General features: G+C 35.0%; 23 protein-coding genes and 1 pseudogene. 8 read left to right on the top strand and 16 right to left on the bottom strand.

Annotated features, from left to right (window positions below; genetic code table 11):
- Window positions 1–21 precede the first annotated feature (21 nt).
- The 6 genes and pseudogenes from IGJ34_RS00730 to IGJ34_RS00705 form a co-directional block, all read right to left on the bottom strand.
- A pseudogene (locus tag IGJ34_RS00730) lies at window positions 22–912 on the bottom strand (IS3 family transposase); the annotation flags it as partial.
- Between the two features lie 56 nt (window positions 913–968).
- Window positions 969–1,433, bottom strand: coding sequence for a helix-turn-helix domain-containing protein (locus IGJ34_RS00725; RefSeq protein ID WP_430597889.1), 465 nt, complete (start codon window positions 1,431–1,433; stop codon window positions 969–971).
- A 232-nt stretch (window positions 1,434–1,665) separates the two neighbouring features.
- Window positions 1,666–1,953 (bottom strand): hypothetical protein, encoded by a 288-nt coding sequence (locus IGJ34_RS00720; RefSeq protein ID WP_069653280.1) that lies wholly within the window; start codon window positions 1,951–1,953, stop codon window positions 1,666–1,668.
- 70 nt (window positions 1,954–2,023) lie between these two features.
- Window positions 2,024–2,908, bottom strand: coding sequence for a YicC/YloC family endoribonuclease (locus IGJ34_RS00715; protein WP_430597888.1), 885 nt, complete (start codon window positions 2,906–2,908; stop codon window positions 2,024–2,026).
- A gap of 16 nt (window positions 2,909–2,924) precedes the next feature.
- Complete coding sequence (locus IGJ34_RS00710; protein ID WP_025870292.1) at window positions 2,925–3,143, bottom strand: YdbC family protein; 219 nt, start codon at window positions 3,141–3,143, stop codon at window positions 2,925–2,927.
- Window positions 3,140–4,837, bottom strand: a complete 1,698-nt coding sequence (locus IGJ34_RS00705) for a patatin-like phospholipase family protein (protein ID WP_430597887.1) — start codon at window positions 4,835–4,837, stop codon at window positions 3,140–3,142. The genes IGJ34_RS00710 and IGJ34_RS00705 overlap by 4 nt, the downstream gene beginning before the upstream one ends.
- A gap of 319 nt (window positions 4,838–5,156) precedes the next feature.
- Between IGJ34_RS00705 and IGJ34_RS00700 the strand changes: the two genes are divergently transcribed.
- Window positions 5,157–6,581 (top strand): DUF1958 domain-containing protein, encoded by a 1,425-nt coding sequence (locus IGJ34_RS00700; RefSeq protein WP_430597886.1) that lies wholly within the window; start codon window positions 5,157–5,159, stop codon window positions 6,579–6,581.
- A 67-nt stretch (window positions 6,582–6,648) separates the two neighbouring features.
- On the opposite strand, the gene pgsA is transcribed toward IGJ34_RS00700, so the two are convergent.
- The 4 genes from pgsA to yfmF form a co-directional block, all read right to left on the bottom strand.
- On the bottom strand, window positions 6,649–7,227 hold the full coding sequence (gene pgsA / locus IGJ34_RS00695; RefSeq protein ID WP_069653276.1) for a CDP-diacylglycerol--glycerol-3-phosphate 3-phosphatidyltransferase: 579 nt from the start codon (window positions 7,225–7,227) through the stop codon (window positions 6,649–6,651).
- A gap of 198 nt (window positions 7,228–7,425) precedes the next feature.
- Window positions 7,426–8,340, bottom strand: a complete 915-nt coding sequence (locus IGJ34_RS00690) for a helix-turn-helix domain-containing protein (RefSeq protein WP_340689580.1) — start codon at window positions 8,338–8,340, stop codon at window positions 7,426–7,428.
- Window positions 8,341–8,738: 398 nt separating this feature from the next.
- A complete protein-coding gene (yfmH, locus tag IGJ34_RS00685) occupies window positions 8,739–10,031 on the bottom strand; it encodes an EF-P 5-aminopentanol modification-associated protein YfmH (RefSeq protein ID WP_206849619.1) in 1,293 nt (430 codons plus the stop codon).
- Entirely contained in the window at window positions 10,024–11,292 is a 1,269-nt protein-coding gene (yfmF, locus tag IGJ34_RS00680) for an EF-P 5-aminopentanol modification-associated protein YfmF (protein WP_069653305.1), read from the bottom strand. Before yfmF ends, yfmH begins: the two co-directional genes overlap by 8 nt.
- A gap of 204 nt (window positions 11,293–11,496) precedes the next feature.
- Between yfmF and mscL the strand changes: the two genes are divergently transcribed.
- Window positions 11,497–11,952, top strand: a complete 456-nt coding sequence (mscL, locus tag IGJ34_RS00675) for a large conductance mechanosensitive channel protein MscL (protein ID WP_430597885.1) — start codon at window positions 11,497–11,499, stop codon at window positions 11,950–11,952.
- 133 nt (window positions 11,953–12,085) lie between these two features.
- Here the strand turns inward: mscL and IGJ34_RS00670 are convergent, their stop codons facing one another.
- From IGJ34_RS00670 to treR, 3 genes are read right to left on the bottom strand one after another with little or no spacing between them, the layout of a single operon-like run.
- Window positions 12,086–12,517, bottom strand: a complete 432-nt coding sequence (locus tag IGJ34_RS00670; RefSeq protein WP_069653272.1) for a GNAT family N-acetyltransferase — start codon at window positions 12,515–12,517, stop codon at window positions 12,086–12,088.
- Between the two features lie 52 nt (window positions 12,518–12,569).
- The gene (locus tag IGJ34_RS00665) at window positions 12,570–13,355 is read right to left on the bottom strand and encodes a sulfite exporter TauE/SafE family protein (protein WP_069653271.1); all 786 of its coding nucleotides are present in this window, start codon (window positions 13,353–13,355) and stop codon (window positions 12,570–12,572) included.
- A gap of 35 nt (window positions 13,356–13,390) precedes the next feature.
- Window positions 13,391–14,104 (bottom strand): trehalose operon repressor, encoded by a 714-nt coding sequence (treR, locus tag IGJ34_RS00660; protein WP_430597884.1) that lies wholly within the window; start codon window positions 14,102–14,104, stop codon window positions 13,391–13,393.
- Between the two features lie 208 nt (window positions 14,105–14,312).
- On the opposite strand from treR, the gene IGJ34_RS00655 reads away from it, so the two are divergent.
- The 3 genes from IGJ34_RS00655 (at window position 14,313) to IGJ34_RS00645 (ending at window position 18,672) form a co-directional block, all read left to right on the top strand.
- Window positions 14,313–17,021 (top strand): glycoside hydrolase family 65 protein, encoded by a 2,709-nt coding sequence (locus IGJ34_RS00655; protein WP_430597883.1) that lies wholly within the window; start codon window positions 14,313–14,315, stop codon window positions 17,019–17,021.
- A 21-nt stretch (window positions 17,022–17,042) separates the two neighbouring features.
- Window positions 17,043–17,693, top strand: coding sequence for a beta-phosphoglucomutase (gene pgmB / locus IGJ34_RS00650; RefSeq protein ID WP_206849622.1), 651 nt, complete (start codon window positions 17,043–17,045; stop codon window positions 17,691–17,693).
- 154 nt (window positions 17,694–17,847) lie between these two features.
- Entirely contained in the window at window positions 17,848–18,672 is an 825-nt protein-coding gene (locus IGJ34_RS00645; RefSeq protein ID WP_430598508.1) for a VanW family protein, read from the top strand.
- Window positions 18,673–18,736: 64 nt separating this feature from the next.
- Here the strand turns inward: IGJ34_RS00645 and IGJ34_RS00640 are convergent, their stop codons facing one another.
- Complete coding sequence (locus tag IGJ34_RS00640) at window positions 18,737–19,255, bottom strand: ClbS/DfsB family four-helix bundle protein (RefSeq protein WP_069653266.1); 519 nt, start codon at window positions 19,253–19,255, stop codon at window positions 18,737–18,739.
- 231 nt (window positions 19,256–19,486) lie between these two features.
- Between IGJ34_RS00640 and IGJ34_RS00635 the strand changes: the two genes are divergently transcribed.
- Window positions 19,487–19,750: a hypothetical protein gene (locus tag IGJ34_RS00635; protein WP_111248973.1), complete on the top strand. Its 264-nt coding sequence runs from the start codon at window positions 19,487–19,489 to the stop codon at window positions 19,748–19,750.
- A 112-nt stretch (window positions 19,751–19,862) separates the two neighbouring features.
- Here IGJ34_RS00635 and IGJ34_RS00630 read toward each other — a convergent pair whose 3' ends face one another.
- Entirely contained in the window at window positions 19,863–20,258 is a 396-nt protein-coding gene (locus tag IGJ34_RS00630) for a hypothetical protein (RefSeq protein WP_430597882.1), read from the bottom strand.
- A gap of 245 nt (window positions 20,259–20,503) precedes the next feature.
- Here IGJ34_RS00630 and IGJ34_RS00625 point away from each other — a divergent pair, with 245 nt between their 5' ends.
- Entirely contained in the window at window positions 20,504–21,307 is an 804-nt protein-coding gene (locus IGJ34_RS00625) for a MerR family transcriptional regulator (RefSeq protein ID WP_430597881.1), read from the top strand.
- A 63-nt stretch (window positions 21,308–21,370) separates the two neighbouring features.
- Here the strand turns inward: IGJ34_RS00625 and IGJ34_RS00620 are convergent, their stop codons facing one another.
- Window positions 21,371–22,342, bottom strand: a complete 972-nt coding sequence (locus IGJ34_RS00620; protein ID WP_069653264.1) for a ribose-phosphate diphosphokinase — start codon at window positions 22,340–22,342, stop codon at window positions 21,371–21,373.
- Between the two features lie 1,027 nt (window positions 22,343–23,369).
- On the opposite strand from IGJ34_RS00620, the gene IGJ34_RS00615 reads away from it, so the two are divergent.
- Window positions 23,370–24,005, top strand: a complete 636-nt coding sequence (locus tag IGJ34_RS00615; RefSeq protein WP_206838640.1) for a CPBP family intramembrane glutamic endopeptidase — start codon at window positions 23,370–23,372, stop codon at window positions 24,003–24,005.
- The last annotated feature ends 242 nt before the right edge of the window (window positions 24,006–24,247 follow it).

Below are 24,247 nucleotides of genomic sequence, written 5' to 3'. Positions count from 1 at the left end.
GCCCTAAAAGTTGTACGTAGATTAACTTGTCATTCGACTGGTATGAATTCGGTATTGAACCGGACTCATACCAGTCAATTTTGCTTTTATCCGATGATGATTGTAATAATCAATATAATTTGTAACTGCTCGGTTTAATTCCTCAAAGCTAGAAAAACTACGGCCATAATACATTTCTTGTTTCATTAGACCAAAGAAATTTTCCATTAATGCATTGTCCAAACAATTTCCTTTTCGTGACATACTCTGGTATAACTTTGCTTGCTTCAATTGTCTAACATACTGTTGATTTTGGTAATGCCACCCTTGATCGAAATGGATTGTTGTTCGAAAGTTGGTCTTTTTACTTTCTTTAATGGCTGTTTTTAAAGGAATCAATACACAATCCAACGTTGATTTTTGCTGAAATTGATAGGCAATGATTTCTCCATTAAAACCATCAAGAAAAGGACTGAGATAGGCTTTTCTTTTTAGTTTAATTCCTTCGGAATTTCGTTCAGTATAGTGAAATTCTGAAATATCTGTAAAGATTTTTTGTTTTGGCATCGTGCTAAAGAAGCGGCGATTCACCTTGTTCTTTGCCAAGATTCCCACTAAACCTTTGTAAGATCGATACCTTCTTGAACGACGAGTAAAGCTTATACATACTAAGTTATATTTCTTCATAATTCGTCGGATTTTCTTATGATTGATTTGATAGCCCATATTCACTAAAGCCAGTTTGATTCGACGATAGCCATAATTGCGATCATTCTCTTCAAAAATTGTTTGAATCAATTTCTCTATGTGAGTCATTTTTTCTTCGCTCATTATCTGTTTTTTCCAGTAATTGAAGGTAGAACGCGGTAGCTTAATCGCTTGTAATACATGATCTTGACGATACTTTCCAATAAGTTCTATGGCTATTCTGGTTTGAACTCGTCTTTTCGCTTCGCCATAATAGTTTGTTGGAAAGTCCGTAGCTTTTTTTAATACTCAACCTCGATTCGTAAAAGTTCATTCTCACGCTCTAATTCCTTTTCACGAGATAGTTTGCTTGTTTCTTGCTGTTTTTTTGTTGGTTTATTCATCCTTTTTTTGGGTCTCCCTTTTTGATTAGACAGAGCCGTTTGACCACCAGCGATGTATTTCTTTTGCCAACGAGAAATCATCGACCCATTAGGCAGCTTGAATTGTCTTGCTGCTTCACCGAAAGAAGCACCTGTCGTTTCTATAAAGTGTAATACATCTCGCTTAAATTCACTAGTATATTTTGTCAGTGAACGGTGTCTTTTGAGCCCTTCTTTCCCAAATAATTGATAGGAGTGTTTCCAATTGTAAATCAAGGCATTTGACGGGAGTCCGTATTTTTTAGCCAAGGCTCGTCCGTCCAGAGGGCCTTCTAGGTACTCTTTCACTAGCTTTAATTTGAATTCTACCTCATAATAACTCATAAAAAATAACCTCCAAAAATTGTATTTTTCACGTACAACTTTTGGGGGTCACATCAGAAGTGTTTAACTCCGAGAAATAAGAAGGAATTTACGAAAATTGCTCTTCAAATTTTTGTGGATTTCGGCTTATTTCCGAAGGAGTTGCTTCTTCGCCCACCGTTTATTCGGTTACTAAGAGCCTGAAACATACCCTTTTTAGTTATGTCCCAGGCTCATTAGATTATTACTTCTCTTAAAATCCCATATTCGATAAAGTATTCACAACGCCCATAATTTCATCATGGCGTTTGATTTTTTTATCCACAGGCCCATCCACTTCTTCAACGTCCACTCGGACTACAAAACGACGGTTTAATGTCACAAACGCCTCTTCATTCACACGAATGTTGAAAACATCATCTGTAAATGACATACAAGCATCTTCCCAAACATCAAACGGCTCTTTATCAGAAATGATTTCTCTTTTGACCACAGATTTCCCGCTTAATTCATGGAACGTTACATCGTAATACTTTGACATACTTATTCACCTCTTCACTTTCTTCTCTCTAATTATAGCTTTAAAACCTAGAATCACAAACTATTTTCTATTATTCGACATTTTGAATCTGTTCACGAATTTTTTCGAGCATCGTTTTCATTTGAACTACGATGTTTTTGATCTCAATTGGACTGGATTTGGACCCGATCGTATTGACCTCTCGGTTCATCTCTTGAATCAGAAAATCTAATTCCCGACCCACTGGTTCTGACTGCGTCAATAATTCTTGCAGCTTCTCAACATGAATCTCTAAACGATCTAATTCTTCATGGATATCCCCTTTTTCAAGTAAGATTGCTAACTCCGTCAACAAACGAGTTTCATCAACTTGGCTACCTAGCCAATCATTTAACTTTGCTTCAAATTTTTCGCGATAATCCTTTTCATAAATATCTACAAAACTTTTTAACTCCATCACCAACGCTATGAAATCTTGACAATAAGTTGCTAGAACTTGTTGAATCTTTTGACCTTCCTGCAAACGACTCGCATCGATTCGCATAACCGCTTTTTTCACGCACTCTAGAACTAATAAACCAAATGTTTCATCTGCTTCTTGTTTTTCTGTGACCTCAACATAGTCTGAATTATTAAGCAATTGATTGATATTTTGCGCAGCATCAAATTCAGCTTGGGGATAATTAGCTGTTAATTCTTGTTGAATCTCTCCCAACAATTGATGAATGAGATTCCAATGAACTAACACTTCTTTATTACTGCTACCAGTTTGTTTGATATTAATATAGGCCTCTATCCGACCGCGCTGTATTGTCTCTTTCATTAATTGGCGAATAGCCATCTCGTGAGGATTCACCTCTTTTGGCATCCGTAACTGAATATCTAAAAACCGTTGATTGACACTCTTGATTTCAACATCAATTTGATACGTGTCATTTAAAAATGTTTCTTTTCCAAAACCAGTCATACTTTTCATCGACAGGGTGTCCTCTCTACATTGATTTTATTGCTTTAGACAAGATCTCAAATTCTTCATTCGTCAGGGTGATTCCTTTGCCCATTTTTTCGTGATCAGCAGACCAATCTCTTAAATCAAATTTTGGTGGACGACCATTCCAACTAACTAAATTGAATTCTTTGCGCCAACCTTGCGTATTTTCTGATAATACGGCAATTTCTTCTACGATTTCATATGAAAATTCTTGTTTCATTCTTTATCCGCTCCTTGTAGTATAAATTCTTTCATTAAAATTTGTAGCGTTTGAGTTGGTAATTTATCTAATAAAAAAGCCAAACGCTGTGGTTTTTCCTTCTCATCTGCATTCAGTAAGTTATTCATTAATGATAACTGTTGTTTGTCAGAAAGTAAAAAGTAGTCTTCATAATATTTCTTTAGCCATTCTTGGAGAGAAATCATCCCGATCGTATCCACCAATTCAACCTTCATTTGTCCGCTTTGCTGAAGAGTTTCTACTAATTCTTGAAGCTTATATAGCTTAGAAGCAGAGATTTCCTGATTCTTTGCTAATAACTCAACCAAAACCAACCCAATATTTTCAGTATACACCCTGTCTTTATAAACTTTACGCAATTTTTTACAGATTTTATTTTTTTGTTCGGTAGAATTCCATAATTTTATTTGATACGTGTATTCAATGTAAGCAAAAAACTCACGTTGGAATGTCTCAACATTCTTCAGAGTTTCATCAAACGTATACCAGTGTCCTAAATAGTTGCGCCCGATAGCTTTCATTGTTTCTAAATAACCTAACTGGATGTTTTGGGTCGAACGAGCTCCGTCAAATAAAAGAACTGCTCCCATAGACCACGATGATTGGATATTCAGCACCGTTGCCGTTGTTGGGATTTTGATTGGCTTTGTGATTCCTGGGCCTTTGACATCGACTACGATGCATTCTGTCGCTCCTTTTTGTAGCGCAATATCAACTGGGATATTATTCCGATAACCGCCGTCTACATAATATTTCCCATCAATCTGAGTGGCTGCCATAGCTGGAAAAAAAGAAGCAGATGCCAATAACCAACTTTGCCAGCGCTCACTTTGACATGTATTGAAGTGAATATCTTTTTCTTGTAAATTTGGTAATTCAGTGGTTACCAAATAAAAATCTAACGTAACCTGTTGCATCTTTTCTTGCGAGAAAGTATCTTTGATCAAATTGCGTAATGGTAGTGTGGAGACACCCTTTGATTGGATAGCATTGATCGTAAATGAACCGATTTGACTGACCATTCCGCTTAGTGTATCAGCTGATGCCGTCGTCGTTGGAAAAGACAATATCTTTTGCGTCTCGATTTTTTCCCACATATTTTTAGCAGCTTCAAAATCGTCTTGTAAAATCAAAGCACCATTCAAGGCACCTACAGATGTGCCTGTTATGATATTCACTGAGATGCCCAATTCTTCCAATGCTTGCCAAACACCGATTTGATATGCACCTCGAGCCCCTCCGCCACCTAATACTAGTGCCGTATTATAGCTTAACTCTTTTATACTTATTCGATCCTCATGAATCGCATATCCATATCTCAAGAAGACTTCTTGTAAATGAATCGTAAGTGATTGAGTAAAAATAAATGTGATAGTTGGTTGAAATGTTTGTTTAAAAAGGTGTTCAATCGTAAGGAAGATTGCTGACCAACTAAGCTTTACTGATTCTCTTATCAATAGGTTGGTGACGATGCCTTTTTCAACAGTCAAAAATATATATGGTTTTTTTCCTCTATAGATAACATACGCAATTCCCGAATTTTCCCGCGTTTTTTTACTAAATTCTTGTCTAGCTAAAGTATGAGTACTATAAAAAGGCAATAGTAATCGGCTTTGGGAAATCTGTTCTGATAGATCGTCCCATTGAGAAGCAACCATTTGTTCAATCTTCATTTCACATCCACCCCCGTCTTTTTAAGTATACCAAAACTACTCAAAAATTACTTTTTATTTAAAGTGTATGAAAAAGAAACAATTTTATTCGTTTTTCACGTAAAATAGAACTGTTACACTTTTGGTTTAGCATTGACTTTGCAAAAAAACGATAGTTTAATAGAAGATGGTGTTTTATTTTAGCACCCTATTTTTTCTATTTCCTAATTTAATCAACGAAACTCAGATTGCCGACCTTTTACGTTTACAATTAGCAACCGAAACTGAAACTTTCCGGCGTATCTATATAACAGAATAATTAAAGACAAAGGATGTTTATATGAAGAAAAGAACTGTTTTACTGAAAATGTGCTTGCTAATATTGGTCGTAGGCTATTTTTCAGGCCTCTTTACAACTGCTAGTGCTTACGCTCAAGAAGATATTCTAACAATCACTCAAAATGCAGGGTATCAAACGAATGAATTATATAAACCAAAGGCCTCAATTGTAATCGAAGCAGAAACGGGACAGGTCCTTTGGGCAGATAATCCAGATTTAAAATGGAACCCCGCCAGTATTGCTAAGTTAATGTCTGTTTATCTTGTATTTGAAGCAATGGCAAAGGGACAATTTACGTTGGATACCACAGTGAAAGCGACAGACAACGACCAAGCGATTTCACAGATCTATGAATTAAGTAACAATTCAATCGTTTCTGGGGTCGATTACCCTGTTCGCGATTTATTGTATGCAACACTCGTACAATCATCAAATGTCGCAACGGTTATGCTAGCAAACCTTGTAACTGCCAATGATGAAGCTAAATTTATTCATATGATGAATGATAAAGCCAAAGAACTTGGTATGACAAATTCAACGTTTTACAATTGTAGCGGTGCTGAAACGGGCTCATTCAACGGTTACTACAAACCGGCAGGAATCGACCAAAATGCGGATAACGTTACTACAGCAAGAGATTTAGCTATTTTATCTTATCATTTACTGAAAAATTATCCAGATACGGTGACATACACCAGTCCAACTCAAATCACGATCATGGAAAATACACCTTATGCTGAAGTGTTAGAAAACCACAATTATTCACTACCCGGTCTTGCTTATGGTTATGACGGAGCAGACGGCTTAAAAACTGGTTCTAGTCCTACTGGCGGATTTAACTATGCAGCAACTGCCAAACGAGAAAATACACGTCTAATAGAAATTGTACTAGGTGTAGGAAATTGGGAAGATCAAGAAGGGGAATTACAGCGTCATGCTTTTGGTAATGCAATTTTTGACCGAGCTTTCGCGACGTATGAGTATAAACAATTGCTTTCTAAAGGAAATAATACGATAAATAACGAAGAAATAATTTTAGAGCAGGATTTTTACGGTCTTATTCAAAAAAATACCGAACCGGCTTTCACTTTATCCGCTAATAATTTAATGATGGACAATGGACTTGCAGAAGTATCGCCTACACTCCAAACGCCAAGTGTTTCATTCAAATATGCCAAAAAATTGAAAGCTCTACAAAACTCTGTCCTTACAAATACACGTAAGAAAAAAAATGCCTTATCGACTTTTTTCGTGAATGGTTTACTCATTATTTTAGGGCTCTTATTTGCAGCCTTATCAAAATTATTTAAAAAAGGAACGAACCGCCCTAAAAAATTCAACCCTTTGTTTACTTTAGGTATCCTGTTTATTCTTACAGGGATTATTTTGAGTCTCTATACGGTCGTTATTGGTCCATGGATTTAACGAAAAAATGCAGCTCCTTCATCAGGTAGCTGCATTTTTTGATTTTACTAGAATTTTTAGTCGATTTTTACATTGATCCCTTAAAGACGCTTGCATTTTTCACAAAATAATCAACTCCAGAATAAATTGTGAATAATAGACAAACGTATAACATGATTTGATCTAATGGAAATCCAATTGCTGCGAATGGAATATTATTAATGAATAATAATATAATCGCAACCATTTGCGTTGCCGTTTTCACTTTACCTGGCCAAGCAGCAGCCATTACTTCGCCACCTTCAACTAGTAGCAAACGCAATCCAGTAACAGCTAACTCACGACATACAATGATCGCCACTACCCAAGTTGGTGCTTTTTGTTGCCCCACCAATACGATAAACGCCGTCATCACAAGCATCTTATCTGCTAATGGATCGGCAAACTTACCAAAGTTGGTAACTAACCCTCGTGCACGCGCTATCTTTCCATCTAGCCAGTCGGTAATACTTGCTACTGCAAAAATGATTGCCCCCACTAATTGAGTGACTGCTAACGATGTCCCCGCAACAGTAATCGTCCCCCAATCCATTGGTATACTAACGATGGCAATAAAAATTGGAATCATAAATATTCTAATAACGGTTAATTTATTTGGTAAATTCAATGCTTGTTACCCCTCTCTTTTCTTCCTTATTTTACGTTATCTTCTAGCCAGTGTCACTAAAAAAGACATACTTTATTTTACTTAGCTCTAATTGGTCATAGTCCCAACAAATGAGCGAGAAAAACACTTACCACGGCTGATTGTCCATCGTAAATTTTTCTCGCTCATCTATTATGAACAAATAAAACTATTCTTTTTTTATTGTGGCTGTGATTGTTCTGTTTGTGCATAAGCTAACGTTAAGTTGATATTTCTCGGGCCAATCCCAGTGTTATTTGGGTTGAAATTCGCTTCTTGACCGTCTAATTTGAATTCCATATACTCAGAAGCACCTAAACTAATGACTACTTGCGCGGTCCCAGCTGGAATATCAACAGATTTTGGCTGGCCTGGTTGGATAGTCTCTTGATAATAGTACCCATTGTCATTGTTCGCTGCTGTAGCAATATAAACACCCACCCAACAAGGTCCAGTTACAGCACTAAACTCCAGTTTACCTGGATTTGCCACATTCACTGCACTCATGTTCACTGTTACACCAGATTCATTTTCAAACTTCACTTCCGTTGGTGCTTTCGGCTCCGAAGAAGAGCTAGAACTTGACGTCTCTGTGCTACTTGAGGCAGATGCTTGACTTGATTCAGAACTTGCTTCGGACGAAGATTCTCTGATTATTTCAGAGGCTGGCGGCTGAATGATAGGTGCCGCCTGACGATCTTGCCATGTAATGTAAAAGACAACGATTGCGATTGCTAATCCAATCAAAGAAAAAATAACCGCAGGTAAGCTACGCATAAAACGTTTAGTTTGACTATTTTCATCATACATTTGCGTCCGAGACTCATCCAATGTCTCATATTGGATTTCGGTCTCTACATCTTCTGGTTCATCTATTCCATCATAAATCTCAACTAATTCATTACCATCTAATCCAACCGCACTTGCATACTGACGAATAAATGCACGTACGTAAAAAGTTCCTGGCATAGAATCAAAATCATTTTCTTCAATCGCTACTAAATAGCGTTTTTGTGTTTTAGTAATTTGCTGCAGTTCGTCTAACGACATATTTCGTTGCAGTCGTGCATCTCTTAATTTTTTTCCTATATTCACGCTGGCCACTCGTCCATCTTCTCCAGTCTTTCTAATTTATCAGTTTTTGCCTAAATCGATCAGGCGATTTTTAATTTGCAGCGTATTGATAAACAAGATAAATCACCTCTGAATAGTTCTTTATCTAACTGCTTTTTATAAGTTTAACGACTCTAATTGTCTTATGTAAAACATTTGAATAAAATAGTTGGAAGCGTCTATTCATCCAACTCTTCTAAGGATAACATAAAAAAATACTGATGAGGATAACATTTTTGAAAGTTTTTGACTAAATATTGGACTTTTTTTAGCGTACACATTCCAACTTTACTATCTGCTGACTTTTCTTATAAATGAGAAAATCAGCAGTCTAGAAAAATCAGATAATTACCACTCGATCCATTTCTACTAAATCCTCATTATTTTTTGGGATACATATAAAAACGACTCAATCCATCTTTGTTGATAAATACTTGTGCTACTCTCTTCACATCCGCTAATTGAACACTTTCAATCACTTCTGGCGTATCAAACAGTGTCGTCTCACCGTAAAGTGATTGTGAAAATTGGTTTGCGATGTACTCTAATGAATTTAACGATTGGAAATACTTACCAATCATTTTTTTCTTCAACAATGATAGATTTTCTTCTGTGACTTCAGGACTATTGTCAGCTGATAGCAGAATCTCTTCAATTCGTTGCGCTAATTGTTCAGGCTGATCACTATCTCCACCAAAATCTGCAAAGTGGAAACTACGGTCTAAGCTAAATTCATAGCCAAAACTATCATCTAGCAACCCTTCGTTATACATAGTCAAATAATTTTGTGACGTATTACCAAATAATAATTGGAAGAGCAAATTCGCTGTCGTTTTATATTTCAGCAATGCTTTGCCATCTGTTGGAACTTCATCTAACCCTTTTAAGCCAACGATAACTTTTGAACGACTGATAGCCATTGAAATAGAACTTTCTTTAATAATATCTGTCGCTGTTTCCTTGGGAAAATGACGTTTGATCCGTTCAGCTTCAGCGAATGTTTTCACCGACTGATTCTTGCGGATAAAGGCCATCATTTCTTCAGGATCCATTTTTCCAACAACAAATAATGTCATGTTGCTTGGGTGATAAAATGTATTGTAACAAGTATATAAATCTTCTGCTGTAATTTCATCAATGCTTTCCACGGTTCCTGCAATATCGATATGCAGAGGATGTTTTGGATAAAGATTGCCTAATGTCCCGAAAAATAAACGCCAGTTAGAATCATCCAGATACATTTGAATTTCTTGTCCGATGATCCCTTTTTCTTTATCGACTGTTTCTTTGGTAAAATATGGTTCTTGAACAAAATTTAATAATGTTTCTAAATTTTTCTCTACTTGATCTGTTGTTGAAAATAAGTAGCTTGTTTTCGTAAAACTTGTAAAAGCATTAGCCGAAGCACCTTGCCGACCAAATTGTTGGAACACATCTCCATCTTCTTTTTCAAACATCTTATGTTCTAGAAAATGAGCGATTCCATCTGGTACTTTTACAAAGTCTGATTCACCGATTGGAACAAATTCATTGTCGATCGAACCATAATTCGTTGTAAATAAGCCATAGGTTTTGTTGTATTCTTTTTTTGGTAATAAATAAACAGTTAAGCCATTTTCAAGGACTTCTGTATAGAGAACTTCGTTGATTTGAGGATATTCTTTTTTATTCATCGACTTTTTCTCCTTCCAAAAAGAAAACGGCTTGTAATTGTACTAATTTTGCAACACGTTGAACATCCGCTAATGTGACAGCTTCCATTCGACGAATCCACTCATCATCTTTTAAACGAAGGTGGGGAATCAAATCATTTAAGTACTCATTTTCTAACACCGCACCTGCGTTATCTAGCGAAAGTAAATATTGATTTTTTAACATCGCTTTTGTTTGTTCAATTTCAAGATCTGTCACTTTACCTTGACGTATATTTTCTAATTCTACTGAAATCAAACGCAGAACTTGGTTGCGATTTTTGCCATCGATTCCAGTCTGAACGCTTAAAAATCCTCGGAATGTATCAACACTACTAGACGCATAATAGGCTAAGTTTTCTTTTTCGCGGACATTCATAAATAATTTAGAATGTGGAAATCCACCAAATACACCGTTAAAAATTTGTAGCGCAAAATAGTTTTCGTCGCCGTAATAAACATCTGTATGATAACCTAAATTCAGTTTTGATTGCGCCAAAATTTCTTGTTCAGAACGTTCTTCGATTACATTTCTAGATGGTTGTGCATAAAAAATATCTGCACTGCCAGATGCGCGATCTTCAAATGGTAATGTACTAAATAGTGCTGTTACTTCGGCTACATCCACATCTCCGAGAACAAAAATATCCACTTGGTCTTCTCGGATCATTTGTTGATGATATGCCGCAATACTTTCAGCAGTCTCTTTTTCTAAATCAGCAATCGTCCCAAAACTTGGAATTCTTTGGTCTTCAGATTGACTGAAATATAAATTTTGTAATGCCAAAGAAGAATACACTTGTTTGTCTTCTGAAATACTTTCATAGTATGCTTTTAAATTTTCTTTTTCACGTTGGAAAGTCTCTGCTTCAAACTGGCCATCATTAATATTGGGGTAAAATAAAATTTCTTTTAAAAATTCTGCAGCATCTGCTAAGACATGACTATTGTCCAAATACTTATCATTAACTAAGTTCATTGAAAGGTTTAGCCAATGTAAATTCCCTTTTTTATTCACATTGATTCCAAAACTAGCGCCGTATAACTCTGCTAATTTTTCGCTTAATTTCACTTGATCGGGATAGTTCAAGCTGTTAGTTTCTAGCAAACTAGATAGAAGTGTCCGTTTCGTGATTGTTTCTTTATTCAAACGCGTATTAAAACGAACCAAAATACGCACAGTTTTATATTTTTCTGTTGGAACAACATGTAAGTTGACTCCTTGTGCTAATGTGATCGGCATCTTGTCAGCTCCTCTTTGTTTTTCATCATAATAAAGTCCAGTCTGAAATACAATCATCTGGCTGCTTTTAAATGTTTTTTTAAGATTTTCTATATCCATTTAATTATAGCACAGCTCAACTGTCTTTCCTTGATGTAAGAGTCTTTCATTTCAATTTTTTTCACTTTTTCTGTATACTGAATTTGAGAAAGGGAGGTTAAACTTATGATCAAAGAATTTAAAGAATTTATTATGCGTGGAAATGTCCTTGATTTAGCCGTTGGGGTTGTTATTGGTTCTGCTTTTACTGCCATTGTGACACAAATCGTTAATGGATTGATCACACCGCTCGTTAGCTTAGTTTTCGTGTTGACTACCGGAGAAAAAAGCGCAGATGATGCATTAGGTGCACTCGTTTTTAACGTTAAAGGTGTGGCTTTCAATATTGGTGATGTGATCAGTGCTCTTATTACATTTTTAATTACAGCCTTTGTTTTATTCCTAATCGTAAAAGCTGTCAACAAGATGAAAAAGAAACCACAACCTGAAGAAGAAGAAGAAGAGGCTGCTGGTCCAACAACAGATGATTTATTAGAACAAATCCGTGATTTGTTAGCGGCACAAAATGCTACAAAAACTACTGGCGTTTTGAAAGAGAATATGGAAGATATTAAAAAGTAACTCTTCACGATTAGATTCACTTAATTTTGTAACTGGACTTCCCAAAAAATGCAAGTACACTCGCATTTTTTGGGAAGTTTTTGTTTATATTGAAAAAAATAAGCACGCATTATTGTGCATGACCACTTTTTAGTTAGTTTTTTCTCATATGAATATGGGGAATATCATCTTCTAAATACACATCCGAAATTGCTTCAAATCCAAAAGCCCCATAAAAATCTGTCAAATGCGCTTGCGCACCGATAACAATTGGACGATTGGGGTACTTATCCTCCACTACTTTTAACGTTTCTGCTAAAAGTTTATTTCCTAATTTTTTCCCACGATACTTAGGATTCACTATTACTCTGCCAAACGTTACTATATCTCCTTTATCGATGATTCGGGTATAGCCAACAATATCAGCTCCTTCTTGTAACCAAGTATGCCAAGCTCCCTCATCAGCTTCATCGACTTCTTGATACGGACAGTGTTGTTCAACCACAAATACAGCGATTCTTAGTTTTACAATTTCTAAAAATTCTTTAGTCGTAAGTTCTGTAAATTCTTTTACATGATACTCCATTAATGTGGCCTCCTCAGTACATTGGATAGTATAAAAATGATCCGCTTAACGATCAAATGAATAATTGTATACCATTCCATAAATTTAATATTAATACTAAAAGAATAACAAATTGAAACACTTGTGTCACTCGTTCAGAACTAATTTTTCCACTGATTAATGCTCCTATAAAACCGCCTAAAACAGCAGCTGGAATCACGTATAGTAATATAGAAAGATCAAACCGACCAAAACCAGTTGTTTGTGCAATCGTAACTAATTTTGCGGCCTGGGAAAAGAATATTGTAATAACCGAATAAACCGTTGCTTCTTTGATTGGAATTCCAAAACATACCATCAATATCGCCACATTGATCGGCCCGCCACCAATCCCAAGCAAAGTAGAAATAAATCCTAAGAATAAACCGACAACCACATACCAAATAGGATGAGACAACTCTAATGAACGCGCATTGCCCATTTTCGTATAAAAATAAGCAAAAAGAAGCGTTATGATTGTCAAAATAATTTGAATCAATTGAACATATTTTTCATCCGTAAATATTCGCAACAAGGATTCAAATACCGAATTCCCAGAAATACCACCTATTACAGAACCCAAAGACACTAATGCTGCAATGGGGATTTCCAATTTCAATCCATTTTTCATTTGTCTAAGTGTAGAGACGATTGACATAGTGAAAACTGCTACACTTGAATAAAATGAAATTGCTGCTAGTGGATGAAAGTGCAGTGTATCCAGCACAGGCTTAATAATAACGCCGCCGCCCATTCCTGAAATCGCACCAACTGTATTCGCTAAAATAATGACAACAAAATAAACGATCCCTATATACACTATTTTTCCTCCCCCAATTAAGAATTATTATTTCTTTACGCTTTTCTTCTTCTAGCAAAATCAACGAATTTGAATTTATCCAATCTATGTCTAGATTCTGTGTATTCAAAACAACGTGTATCTTCTAAACTGACTACACTTCGAACAACGACCACATGTGTATCTTCTTTAATATCCATTAATTTGTGATCCTCTTCTGTTACAGATTCCACTGTGATTTCTTTTTGTGCATAGCTAATAACTAGTCCTAAATCGTTCTCTAAATAATCATAGATAGAATCTGCGGCTCGAACTTCTGACAACTCGTTGACGATTTCTTTTAGTAAATAATCGATATCGATAATCACTACTTCTCCGTCGATTTCCCTTTGTCTAACCAATCGCCAAACTGCAGCTTCTTTCTCCCAACCCGTCAAACGAGCCAAAGATTCAGTGACACTCTCTTCTTTGAGTTCCACAACTCTAGTAACACTATGTATTTGTTGCGCACTCTGTAGCTCTTTATAACTGATAACACCAGAAATCGGTAGATCGAATTTTCTTACATTTAAAACAATTGATCCTTTACCTTGCTGTTTTTGGATATACCCAGCATTGATCAACAAATTCAATGCTTTACGAATCGTTTCTCTTGAAACGGAATATTGTTCAACTAATTGATTTTCACTTGGTAATAATGTTCCAGGCTGATAATCTCCCTCTAAAATCCCTTTTTCAAGCTCTAAAAATATATCATGAAATTTATTCATGTCCACCCCTCCAACCTAGGATACTCACAGAAAATGATAGCACATTCTTCCTTAAAAAAATAGCATTCTCAGCAAGTAAGCTTTCGACTTGAAACAATTCTTTTAGATTATCCGACTTGTATTTACAAGAGATTCATACTATAATGAAAACGAAAACAACAACATGTCTATACAAGTTTAAATAAATCTTAGTTAGGAGTCCTTCATAATGAACTTTCTTTTCCTTACACTTACGCAAAATAGCTTACATATCCAAGAAAAAAAACAAGACAATCTACTCTCAGAGTATACAATTCCTTTTAGTGATTTTGAGTTCCCTAAAACAGCGGAAATATTAGCGACACAGATCAAAGAACAATTTCCGAGCGTTACAGGTGCTGTTTTCAATGACGTAGCGCCTGAATTTTATAGCCAACACACACAAATAACAGCTTTGAATGTAGGGATAGAAAATATTATTAAACATTTTTCAGAATTACTGAATTTACCGATTCTTACCGTTTCTGAACTAGACACAGCCAAAGATTTAGCTGCAGCATTCAAGGGAAAATCAGAATACTTAACTTGGAATTTAGATTACTTCGGCTATACCCCTGGTAAAGAAGAGTATTCAGTTGAGTCATTATTGACGATTGGTAATGGGTTTATGGGCTTACGTGGCACAATTCCTGAAATGACCCTTTCAAAAGAACATTATCCTGCGACTTATATTGCAGGACTTTATAACGAGGAAAAATCAGAAGTTGCGGGGCAAATCGTTGAAAATGAAGACTTCGTCAATACACCCAACAATCAATTTATTCGCATAAAAGTAGACGGAACCGATGAATGGCTAACTCTTGAAAAAGCCTCGCTTCATTATTTGCACCGAAATTTAGACTTAAAAACGGGTTTATTCTCTTCTCATATGATTCTTGAAGATTCCCACCAACATCAAGTAAAAATAACAGCCCAAAAAATAGTCAACATGGCTAAAAAGAATAATTACAGCATTAAATATTCAATCAAACCACTAAACTTTTCTAAAAACATTACAGTCAAAACTACAACTGATGGTTCTGTCTACAATTTTAATGTTGAGCGCTATCGTAATCTAACCGCTAAGCATTTCCATATAACACAATTACTGGCAGAAAAAAACACCTCAATGATTGAAGTTCAAACGAATCAATCGAAAATAAATGTCCAACAAATGGCAACCATCACGGGTGATTTTTTTGATGCTGATGCAATCAAAAATTCTATCGGCGAAGAACGTATTGAACAAGAAATCACCTTCTATGCTGAGCAACATAAAACATATACTTTCGAAAAACAAGTCCAAGTCAAAGTTTCTATAGCAGAAGAAAATTGGCAAACTACCTTACTTCCAGCAGCTTCTTTTGACTCTGAATTCAATGAGAGCAAACAAGCATGGGAAACATTATGGAAAAAATCAGATGTTCAAATCACTGGCGACCTAATGTCTCAAAAATTATTGAGAATTCATACGTATCATTTATTAGTATCTGCTTCTCCATTTAATAATAATGATTTAGACGTTTCTGTAACTGCCCGTGGCTTACATGGTGAAGCCTATCGCGGTCATATTTTCTGGGACGAGATTTTTATCTTGCCATTTTACATTCTGCATTTCCCTGAAACAGCGAAACAACTGTTGATGTATCGCTACAATCGCTTAGGAAAAGCGAAGGAAAATGCTTGCGAAAGCAACTACGCTGGTGCGATGTATCCTTGGCAATCAGGTCTTGATGGTAGCGAAGATACACAAAAACTGCACTTGAATCCATTGAACGGCGAATGGGGTGAAGACCATAGTATTCTTCAACGTCATGTCTCATTAGCGATTGCGTACAATGTCTGGATGTACTGGAACAATTCAAGAGACGATCGATTCATCAAAGAATATGGGGCAGAAATGTTAGTAGAGATCGCCAATTTTTGGCGTAGTGCCACGACGTTTGATGACACGACTAATCGATATTATATCAATAAAGTCATGGGACCTGATGAATTTCATGAAGCATATCCCGATAGTCCCGAGAGCGGTTTAAAAAACAACGCTTACACCAATTTGATGGTGGTTTGGCTATTTGAAGAGTTAGAAACGATCCTTTCACTATTAGATACGCAAGAACAAGCAGAATTATTCAATAAAACTGGCGTAACATCAGAAAATCTGAAAGAAATGGAAGCTATTCGTAAACGTCTATCCATTGAAGTCAATGAAGACGGGATTATCGCCCAATATGAAGGCTATTTTGATTTAAAAGAAATCGATTGGGAAAAAGCAAAAGAGAAATACGGTAATATTTATCGAATGGATCGTATTTTAAAAGCAGAAGGTCAGTCACCTGATGACTATAAAGTGTCAAAACAAGCAGATACTTTAATGTTATTCTACAATTTAAATAAAGAAAAAATCGACGAAATTTTAGAGGAACTTGACTACGATTTACCTGCAGATTATCTTGAGAAAAATCTGTTGTACTATTTAAATCGCACATCACATGGTTCAACTTTATCACGAATCGTTCATGCACAATTAGCAGAACAAGTCGCCTTTCACGATTTATCTTGGAAACTGTATCAAGAAGCCTTATACTCGGATTATCAAGATATTCAAGGTGGAACGACCGCTGAAGGCATCCACACAGGCGTGATGGCTGCAACAATTTATGTTACTTTGACGACTTATGCTGGAATCGATATCAAAAAGAACCGCCTGACGATTCAACCAAATCTACCGAAAAATTGGACTGAGATGGCCTTTAATATTGATCACAAAGGAATTCATTATAATCTGTTTATTACAAACAATACTGTCCACGTTTGTCCATCACAAGATACAACGGTAATTGTACAAAATCAACCACATCAATTGAGGGCCGATAAAGTCACAATGATTAACTACTAATTATCAGATAGGAGAATACACATGAAAAAAGGCTTTGTTTTTGATTTAGATGGCGTGATTACCGATACAGCTAAATTCCATTATATTGCTTGGAAAAATTTAGCTGCAGAGTTAGGAATAACGATTAATGAAACCTTCAATGAGACATTAAAAGGTATCAGCCGCATGGATTCATTAGAGAAAATCTTAGCTTATGGCCACAAGGAAAATGATTTTACTACCGAAGAAAAGGAAGCTTTGGCCCAAAAGAAAAATGAGGAATATGTTAAACTATTAGCGGATCTTTCTGAAAAAGACTTATTACCTGGGGTCCACAACTTTTTAGTCCAAGCAAAAGAGCGTAACATTCCTTGCGCAATCGCTTCGGCTTCAAAAAATGCACCGATGATTTTAGAAAAATTGGGGGTTCTTGATTTCTTTGGGCATATCGTTGACCCAGAAACGCTGAAAAAAGGAAAACCTGACCCAGAAATCTTTGTAAAAGCAGCTGAAAGTATCAAGATCGAGTCGAAAGATGCAATAGGCTTCGAAGATGCTCAAGCAGGAATTGAAGGAATTAAAGCTGCAGGAATGTATGCTGTCGGAATTTCTGAGACAGAAAACTTAGCTGGAGCTGATTTGCAAGTAGCTTCTATGACTGAATTATCTGTTGAAAAGTTATTAACCGTTTAAAGGATTGAGAAAAAGAGTTGACCATTCATACTGGTTGGCTCTTTTTTCATTAACAAAACACTACTCTTAAAAATCTTCAATTATTACATTTCCGTTTCTAAAAAAAGTCTTTTGTGTTACAATGAGATTACAAAATGGATTGGGGTTATAAATGATGAAAAGAAAATTGTTTAGCGAACTATCACCACTAACTTACGAAATATCAGTTAAAAAAAATATTTTGCAGAGAAACGTACAAGATTTTATTCAGCCAGAAAAGCTTGCCCAAACTAAATCAGATACGCTTTTACCTGTATCCGTTTACAAGCATGCTTCTTTAATACACAGAAAATTAGGTAATACAGATCTCAACTTACAAGAAAATAAAGCTACTAATCTACGGTTAGCTGCACCTAAAGTATCAAACATTTTGATAAAACCTAATGAATCTTTTTCTTTTTGGCATTTAGTTGGTAAATGTTCCGTAAGTAAAGGGTATAAAAATGGGGTAACGATTTTTAACGATGCTGTTCGTCCTGGAATTGGTGGCGGTCTCTGCCAATTTACGAACTTGATTCATTGGATCATTCTTCATTCGCCGTTGGAAATCACTGAGCATCACCATCATGACGGCTTAGATCTTTTCCCAGACTATGGACGTAAAATCCCTTTTGGCACGGGAACATCGATTGTTTATAATTATTTGGATTATCGTTTTAAAAATAATACACAAAATACCTATCAATTGATCATCTCTGTAAGTGAAACACATCTTAATGGCGAACTTCGTTCAGATAATGAACAAAAAAACAGCTATCATATTCGTGCAGAAAATGAATACTTCTCAAGAGAAAACGGACAAGTATTCCGTAATGGACAAATTTTTAGAAAATGCATCGATAAAAGAACAGGTAATTTATTAGAAAAGACATTAATCAAAGAAAATCATGCCCGTGTGTTATATGACACAACTCATTTAGACATTAGAGAAACTTATTAAATACATGAACTATTTATAAAATTGACTAGGATAAAAGTGTCCTCCACTTCTATCCTAGTCAATTTTACTCGTTTAGCTTAGCTAATTTCTTCCATTTGCGTATCTTTGTGCGAAAATTTGTAAAGGGAGCCACTGTATTGATATGAACCCATTTATAGACAGGCCACATCGCTTTAGTTGTCGCCCAATTTCTTTGTCCTGATTCAAAGAGTTCCTCATCAGAGAGCGTTTGAAGCCATTGGCATAACTCCGTCACTGAATTGTTTAACCTCTCTCGTTGTTCAGCAATACTATATACACCATACTTTTCATAAAACGACTGATATAAATCGCCTAAATGATTCCATTTATATCCTGGCGCAGGAGTTTGAACTATTTTCCCTGCCTGCTCCTCACGTTCCCACTGAAGAATTAAATTCACCCAACCAAGCTGATAAGATAAGTTTTCAGAAGGTGTTTTATCTACTTGTTCAATTCGTTCATTTTTTAAGTCTTCGGGTACTTGGTCAAATTCCGCCTCGTACTTCTCGTACCTTTTCTTGATTTCATTGATCAATTCTTGTTTATTTTTATATGTTCTCATAGTATTACTCCTTTCCATTCATCATTTAACCTTAGTTTAAACCTTGTCATACTGTCAAAGTCAAGTATAGTCAAAATTTACATAGAGCAGCTACGACGTGATCACTTTCTTTGAGTTAATAATAAGTGTAAAAAAACTTTTGATCAGTTACTATAAGCTGTATTAAATGAAAAATTATGATATAATGATTAAAATAAATTAGAAAAAGTTAATTTTTATGGAGGTTTTTGAATGAACGTTCTTGATAAAATTTCAGATTTTTTTGATGAAAAACGTAGATCTAAGCACAAAAGGATAAGAGAGAGAAATGATAAAATGCGAGCTCTCGGTAAAAATCCTACTAAAAAGGGTTGGGGATCAATGGTTAATACGGGTTCCGGCGGTATAAATAAGAACCCAATTGATCGTGTATACGATATTGCACAGCAACAAAAAAATATTGCTGAAGAAAAAGAATTACAAGAAAGACGCTCCGGAGAAGTAAAAAGAAAATAGACTAGATTGCTATAGAAAAAAATATTAAAGTTCATAGCAAAAGGAATTGCTCCCTATAACCCAAAAACTAGTTTAGGTTATACGGAGCAATTTAAAATTTTAGTAACTCTTATTACATGTCTTCGATCGCACGACTAGGGATTGGGTAATTACCACCACTTAAATAGAGAGTTCCTGCATAAACGCGCCAATTACCAGGGGCATATCCATTAGATTGTAAAGTAAGGTAACCTCTGTAAACTTTTCTAACTGCTGTATTTTCTACAGAAACATAAATTGTGTGTGGTGGAATTCCGCTGAAAGATCGATAGGTTGAATAATACCACGTGCTCGGAGCTGCTCTCGTAGCCAAATATCCAGTCTCAGTATAATCTGGTAAAAGACTTGGTTGTAGAGTATTCTGATTAGCAGAATATTCCTCAGCTTGAGCTGTATCTGCAGAAAAGAATGCTAATACTGGAACAAGTAAGCATAGTGCGATAAAGTTTGAAACTAATGTTTTTTTCATTTTAAAACCATCTTTCCAATTTAAATCTAATTACAAACTAATCAAAAAAATTTTTGATTCAATAAATAAGAGCAAAATGTCAATTAATCACGAAGAATATTTTCAAAAAGTGTTTATAGTAGATTTATATGTCGATGGTGTGTTAAAAAAATTATGAATTAATCGTGGTGTATTTTTAATTTGAGAAGTAAGATAATATGTTTAATAAGGTATACTAATAACAACACTACCTAAGGAGCATAAAAATGTTTAAAATCAGCGAATTTTCGGAACTAACAAACGTAAGTCCACGCATGTTGCGGCATTATGACAAATTAAATGTATTGAAACCAAAGACTATCCAAAAAGAGAACGGTTACCGTTATTACACTCCTGAACAGATCAATCAAGCCAATCAAATTCTTTCACTCAAAACTATTGGTATTCCACTAAAAGAAATCAAGTCGCTTTTAGAAAATGAAGACGACATGAGCGATTATTTAGCAAGACAGCGAACATTACTTGAAACCGAACTAGCAGAGAAAAAGCTACAATTAACCTACTTAGGCTTACTAGAAGAAAAAAGTGCAGCAGCAAATAGCGAAATAATAAATTACCCTATCGAAGTACGAATGATGAAAGAGACCCTTGTTCTTCCTTATCGCCAAAAAGTCGAATCCTATTATCATGAGGAGCAGCTTTGGCAGACATTATTCGCTAAAATCAACCTACAGGATCGAGCAACCTTAGGCAACTCGATTGCGGTCTTCCAAAATGATCCCTCGGATAGTATGGATATCGAAGTCATGATCGGTATTCCAAAGAAACTCAAATCCACTTATTCTAAGGCAACGTTATTCGCTCCTGGTTTAATTGCTTCTGTCGTCGTTAGCGGTACCTATGAACGCATGCCCAAAGTACATGAAGATATGAAAACATGGCTTCGTTTAAACGAGTATATTCTCTCTGGGAATGTGTTTAACATTTATCACTCTAGTCCTGCGACAGAGGAGCAGGAAGAATTATATATCACGGAAATTTGTTATCCGATAAAAAAAGCTAGCATATAATTTAAAGAGACCCGAACAAAACTAAATTCGTTTCGCTCAGGTCTCTATTTTTCATTATCTATTTTAACGACGTTTCGTTTCAAACAATGGACTAACAGGTTTGTTTTCGTGGATACGTTTGATCGCATCACCAATCAATTCACCCACACTGATCTCATCGATTTTATCAATTTTGCGATCATCAGATAGATAGATTGAATCTGTTACCACTAAACGTTTGATTGCAGAATCTTGAATACGCTGTAAAGCAGGTCCTGATAAAACGGGGTGTGTACATGAAGCATACACTTCTTTTGCACCAGCTTCTTGTAACGCATTAGCAGCTAATGAAATTGTCCCAGCTGTATCGATCATGTCATCGATCAAGACACATATTTTTCCTTCTACTTGTCCAATAATATTCATTACTTCAGCAACATTCGCTTTCGGACGGCGTTTGTCAATGATCGCAATCGGTGCTTTTAAATATTCCGCAAGTTTACGAGCACGTGTCACACCACCATGGTCAGGAGACACAACAACAACGTCATCGCCTTGAATGCCATGTTCCATAAAGTAATCTGCAATCAATGGAGCACCCATCAAATGATCTACTGGAATATCGAAGAATCCTTGGATTTGAACGGCATGTAAATCTAATGTCAACATTCTAGTTGCTCCTGCTTTTTCAAGCATATTTGCTACAAGTTTCGCTGTGATCGGTTCACGAGCACGGGCTTTACGATCTTGACGTGCGTAACCATAATAAGGCATTACAACGTTGATTGTTTTTGCACTAGCACGTTTTAAGGCATCGATCATAATCAACAATTCCATCAAATTATCATTAACTGGACTGCTTGTTGATTGGATGATATAAACGTGAGAACCACGAATACTTTCTTCAATATTTACTTGAATTTCACCATCACTGAATTGAGTGACAGAAGATTTTCCTAATTCTACACCGACAGCTGCAGCGATTTTTTCCGCTAATGGACGATTTGAATTAAGAGAAAAGATTTTCAATCTAGGATCAAAATAATGTTTTGACATGAGGACCTCCACTTTCTTTTACTGAACAATAGTTTCCTTATAAATAGTAGTCACTTTTTCAAAATAAATCAAGTGATTTTGAGGCATTCCTCTAAATTAATACGATTTTCTAATAAAAATCAGCTCATCTTCATGGGGAAAAAATAAATGCTGGCAAAATATGTGGATAATGAGAAACTATAGACATCCGATCCACTACTAAAACATTCACTTTTTCGTGTACAGATTTTTCACATACTTATCTTAAATTTATATTTTCATAACCAGACAATCAAAAATTCATTTATGGCACAGCAGTTATATTTTTTTGATTGAATAAAATAACTAATAGGCAGTATTAAAAGCTATATTTCAAAAAATATTGACCTTCCAGAAACATTAATTTATAATTAGTTTTAGCTTTAAATTTGATTAAAAGAAAGGATTTGATGAAAATTTTAACTGATAATGAACTGAGGAACTGCTTTTATGGATATAATAATATTATGTAATTTTATCAGTTTCGTTTTACTTGTCTTAGGATTATATACCAATTATACAACTACTAAAAAATTATATTTAATTTTCGTGAGTTCTTTTATTGCGCTTTTAATTCTTAGCTTAATTCCACATAGTAATACATATTTAGATATATTAATACAGCTTTTAGAACTTATTTGCATTATCTCAATTATGTTCTTGTATTACTTTTTAAAAAAACACAATCTGTTAAATAGAACGTCGAACTTAACTTTTATTATTTTTTTCATCACCGAGGCAATTATAATTTCAGAAAATTTATATAGTTTTTTTACCTAACAATTTCCTTTACAAAATAGAGCATATTTAAATGAAAAATTTATCAATACGAATAATATTCTTATTCGTAACAAAAAACTACCAAACAAATATTATCTGATACTAACTTAAGTAACACGATTGGAAGATTTAATCAATCTGATTATAATAACTAACAAAATTCGTCAAAGATGTTCTTACTTATAGGTACTTTATCGTTTCAGTTATTCATTTAAAGAGGAGGAAATCGATGGTAACTTATCATTTTATGAAGAATTCTTTATTATTTTTAACTCTATTTTTATTAGCAATCGTTCCACAAATCTGGTTGAATATAGTTTTTAATATTTTTCATTTTAAAATGAACTTTTTTTTAACTATAGTAACATTTATTATCGTAGTGTTGAATTTGTTTATAACCATTAAACTTGTCACAAAAATCACAAAAGTAAAGATTGACTTCTTTTCCTTGCAATGGAAAGATGTTTTAACCTATGTAGCTGGTGGTTTTTTAGTGAATATGTCATTTGGATTAATAGTATATCTATTTTTCTCATTTATGACTACTAATCAAAAAAGTGTGGATGCTATTTCCTCTAAGATGCCTATTCTTCTGTTTTTTCTTTTCGCTGTTATTAGCGCTCCTATTTTAGAGGAATTAGTTTGCAGATTATTTATCATGGGGTATGTTTTTAAAAAATACCAATTACTGGGTATACTTATAAGTGTCATCATATTTATACTCCCCCACAGACCATCTAGCATTGGCGAATTTATCGTTTATTTAGGACCTGCTATTTCTTATTCAGGAATTTTTTATCTTAGCAAAAGAATAGAGTATTCTATCCTTTTTCATATTTTTGTCAATCTTTTGGCAACATTATAAAGTGGAGCATTATTTTGAAATTCTAGGTGAAACAACAAGACGAATCAGACTGTGATATCGCATGTCTATTATTTATTAAAAAATAACTCGGTCTCCTATTTGGACAGTATAAAAGTATAGTAGGAATAATTTAAATTTATTAGTGGTTCCCTAATTTACTTAACCTTTCTACTTTAGAATATAATAAATATTCAAATGAAAATATTACTTCCAAAATAGATTGTAATACTTATTTAAAATTC

It is taken from the genome of Enterococcus sp. AZ177, from assembly GCF_050544585.1.
Classification (GTDB): domain Bacteria; phylum Bacillota; class Bacilli; order Lactobacillales; family Enterococcaceae; genus Enterococcus_L; species Enterococcus_L plantarum.
This window is presented reverse-complemented; position numbering and strand designations above follow the sequence as displayed.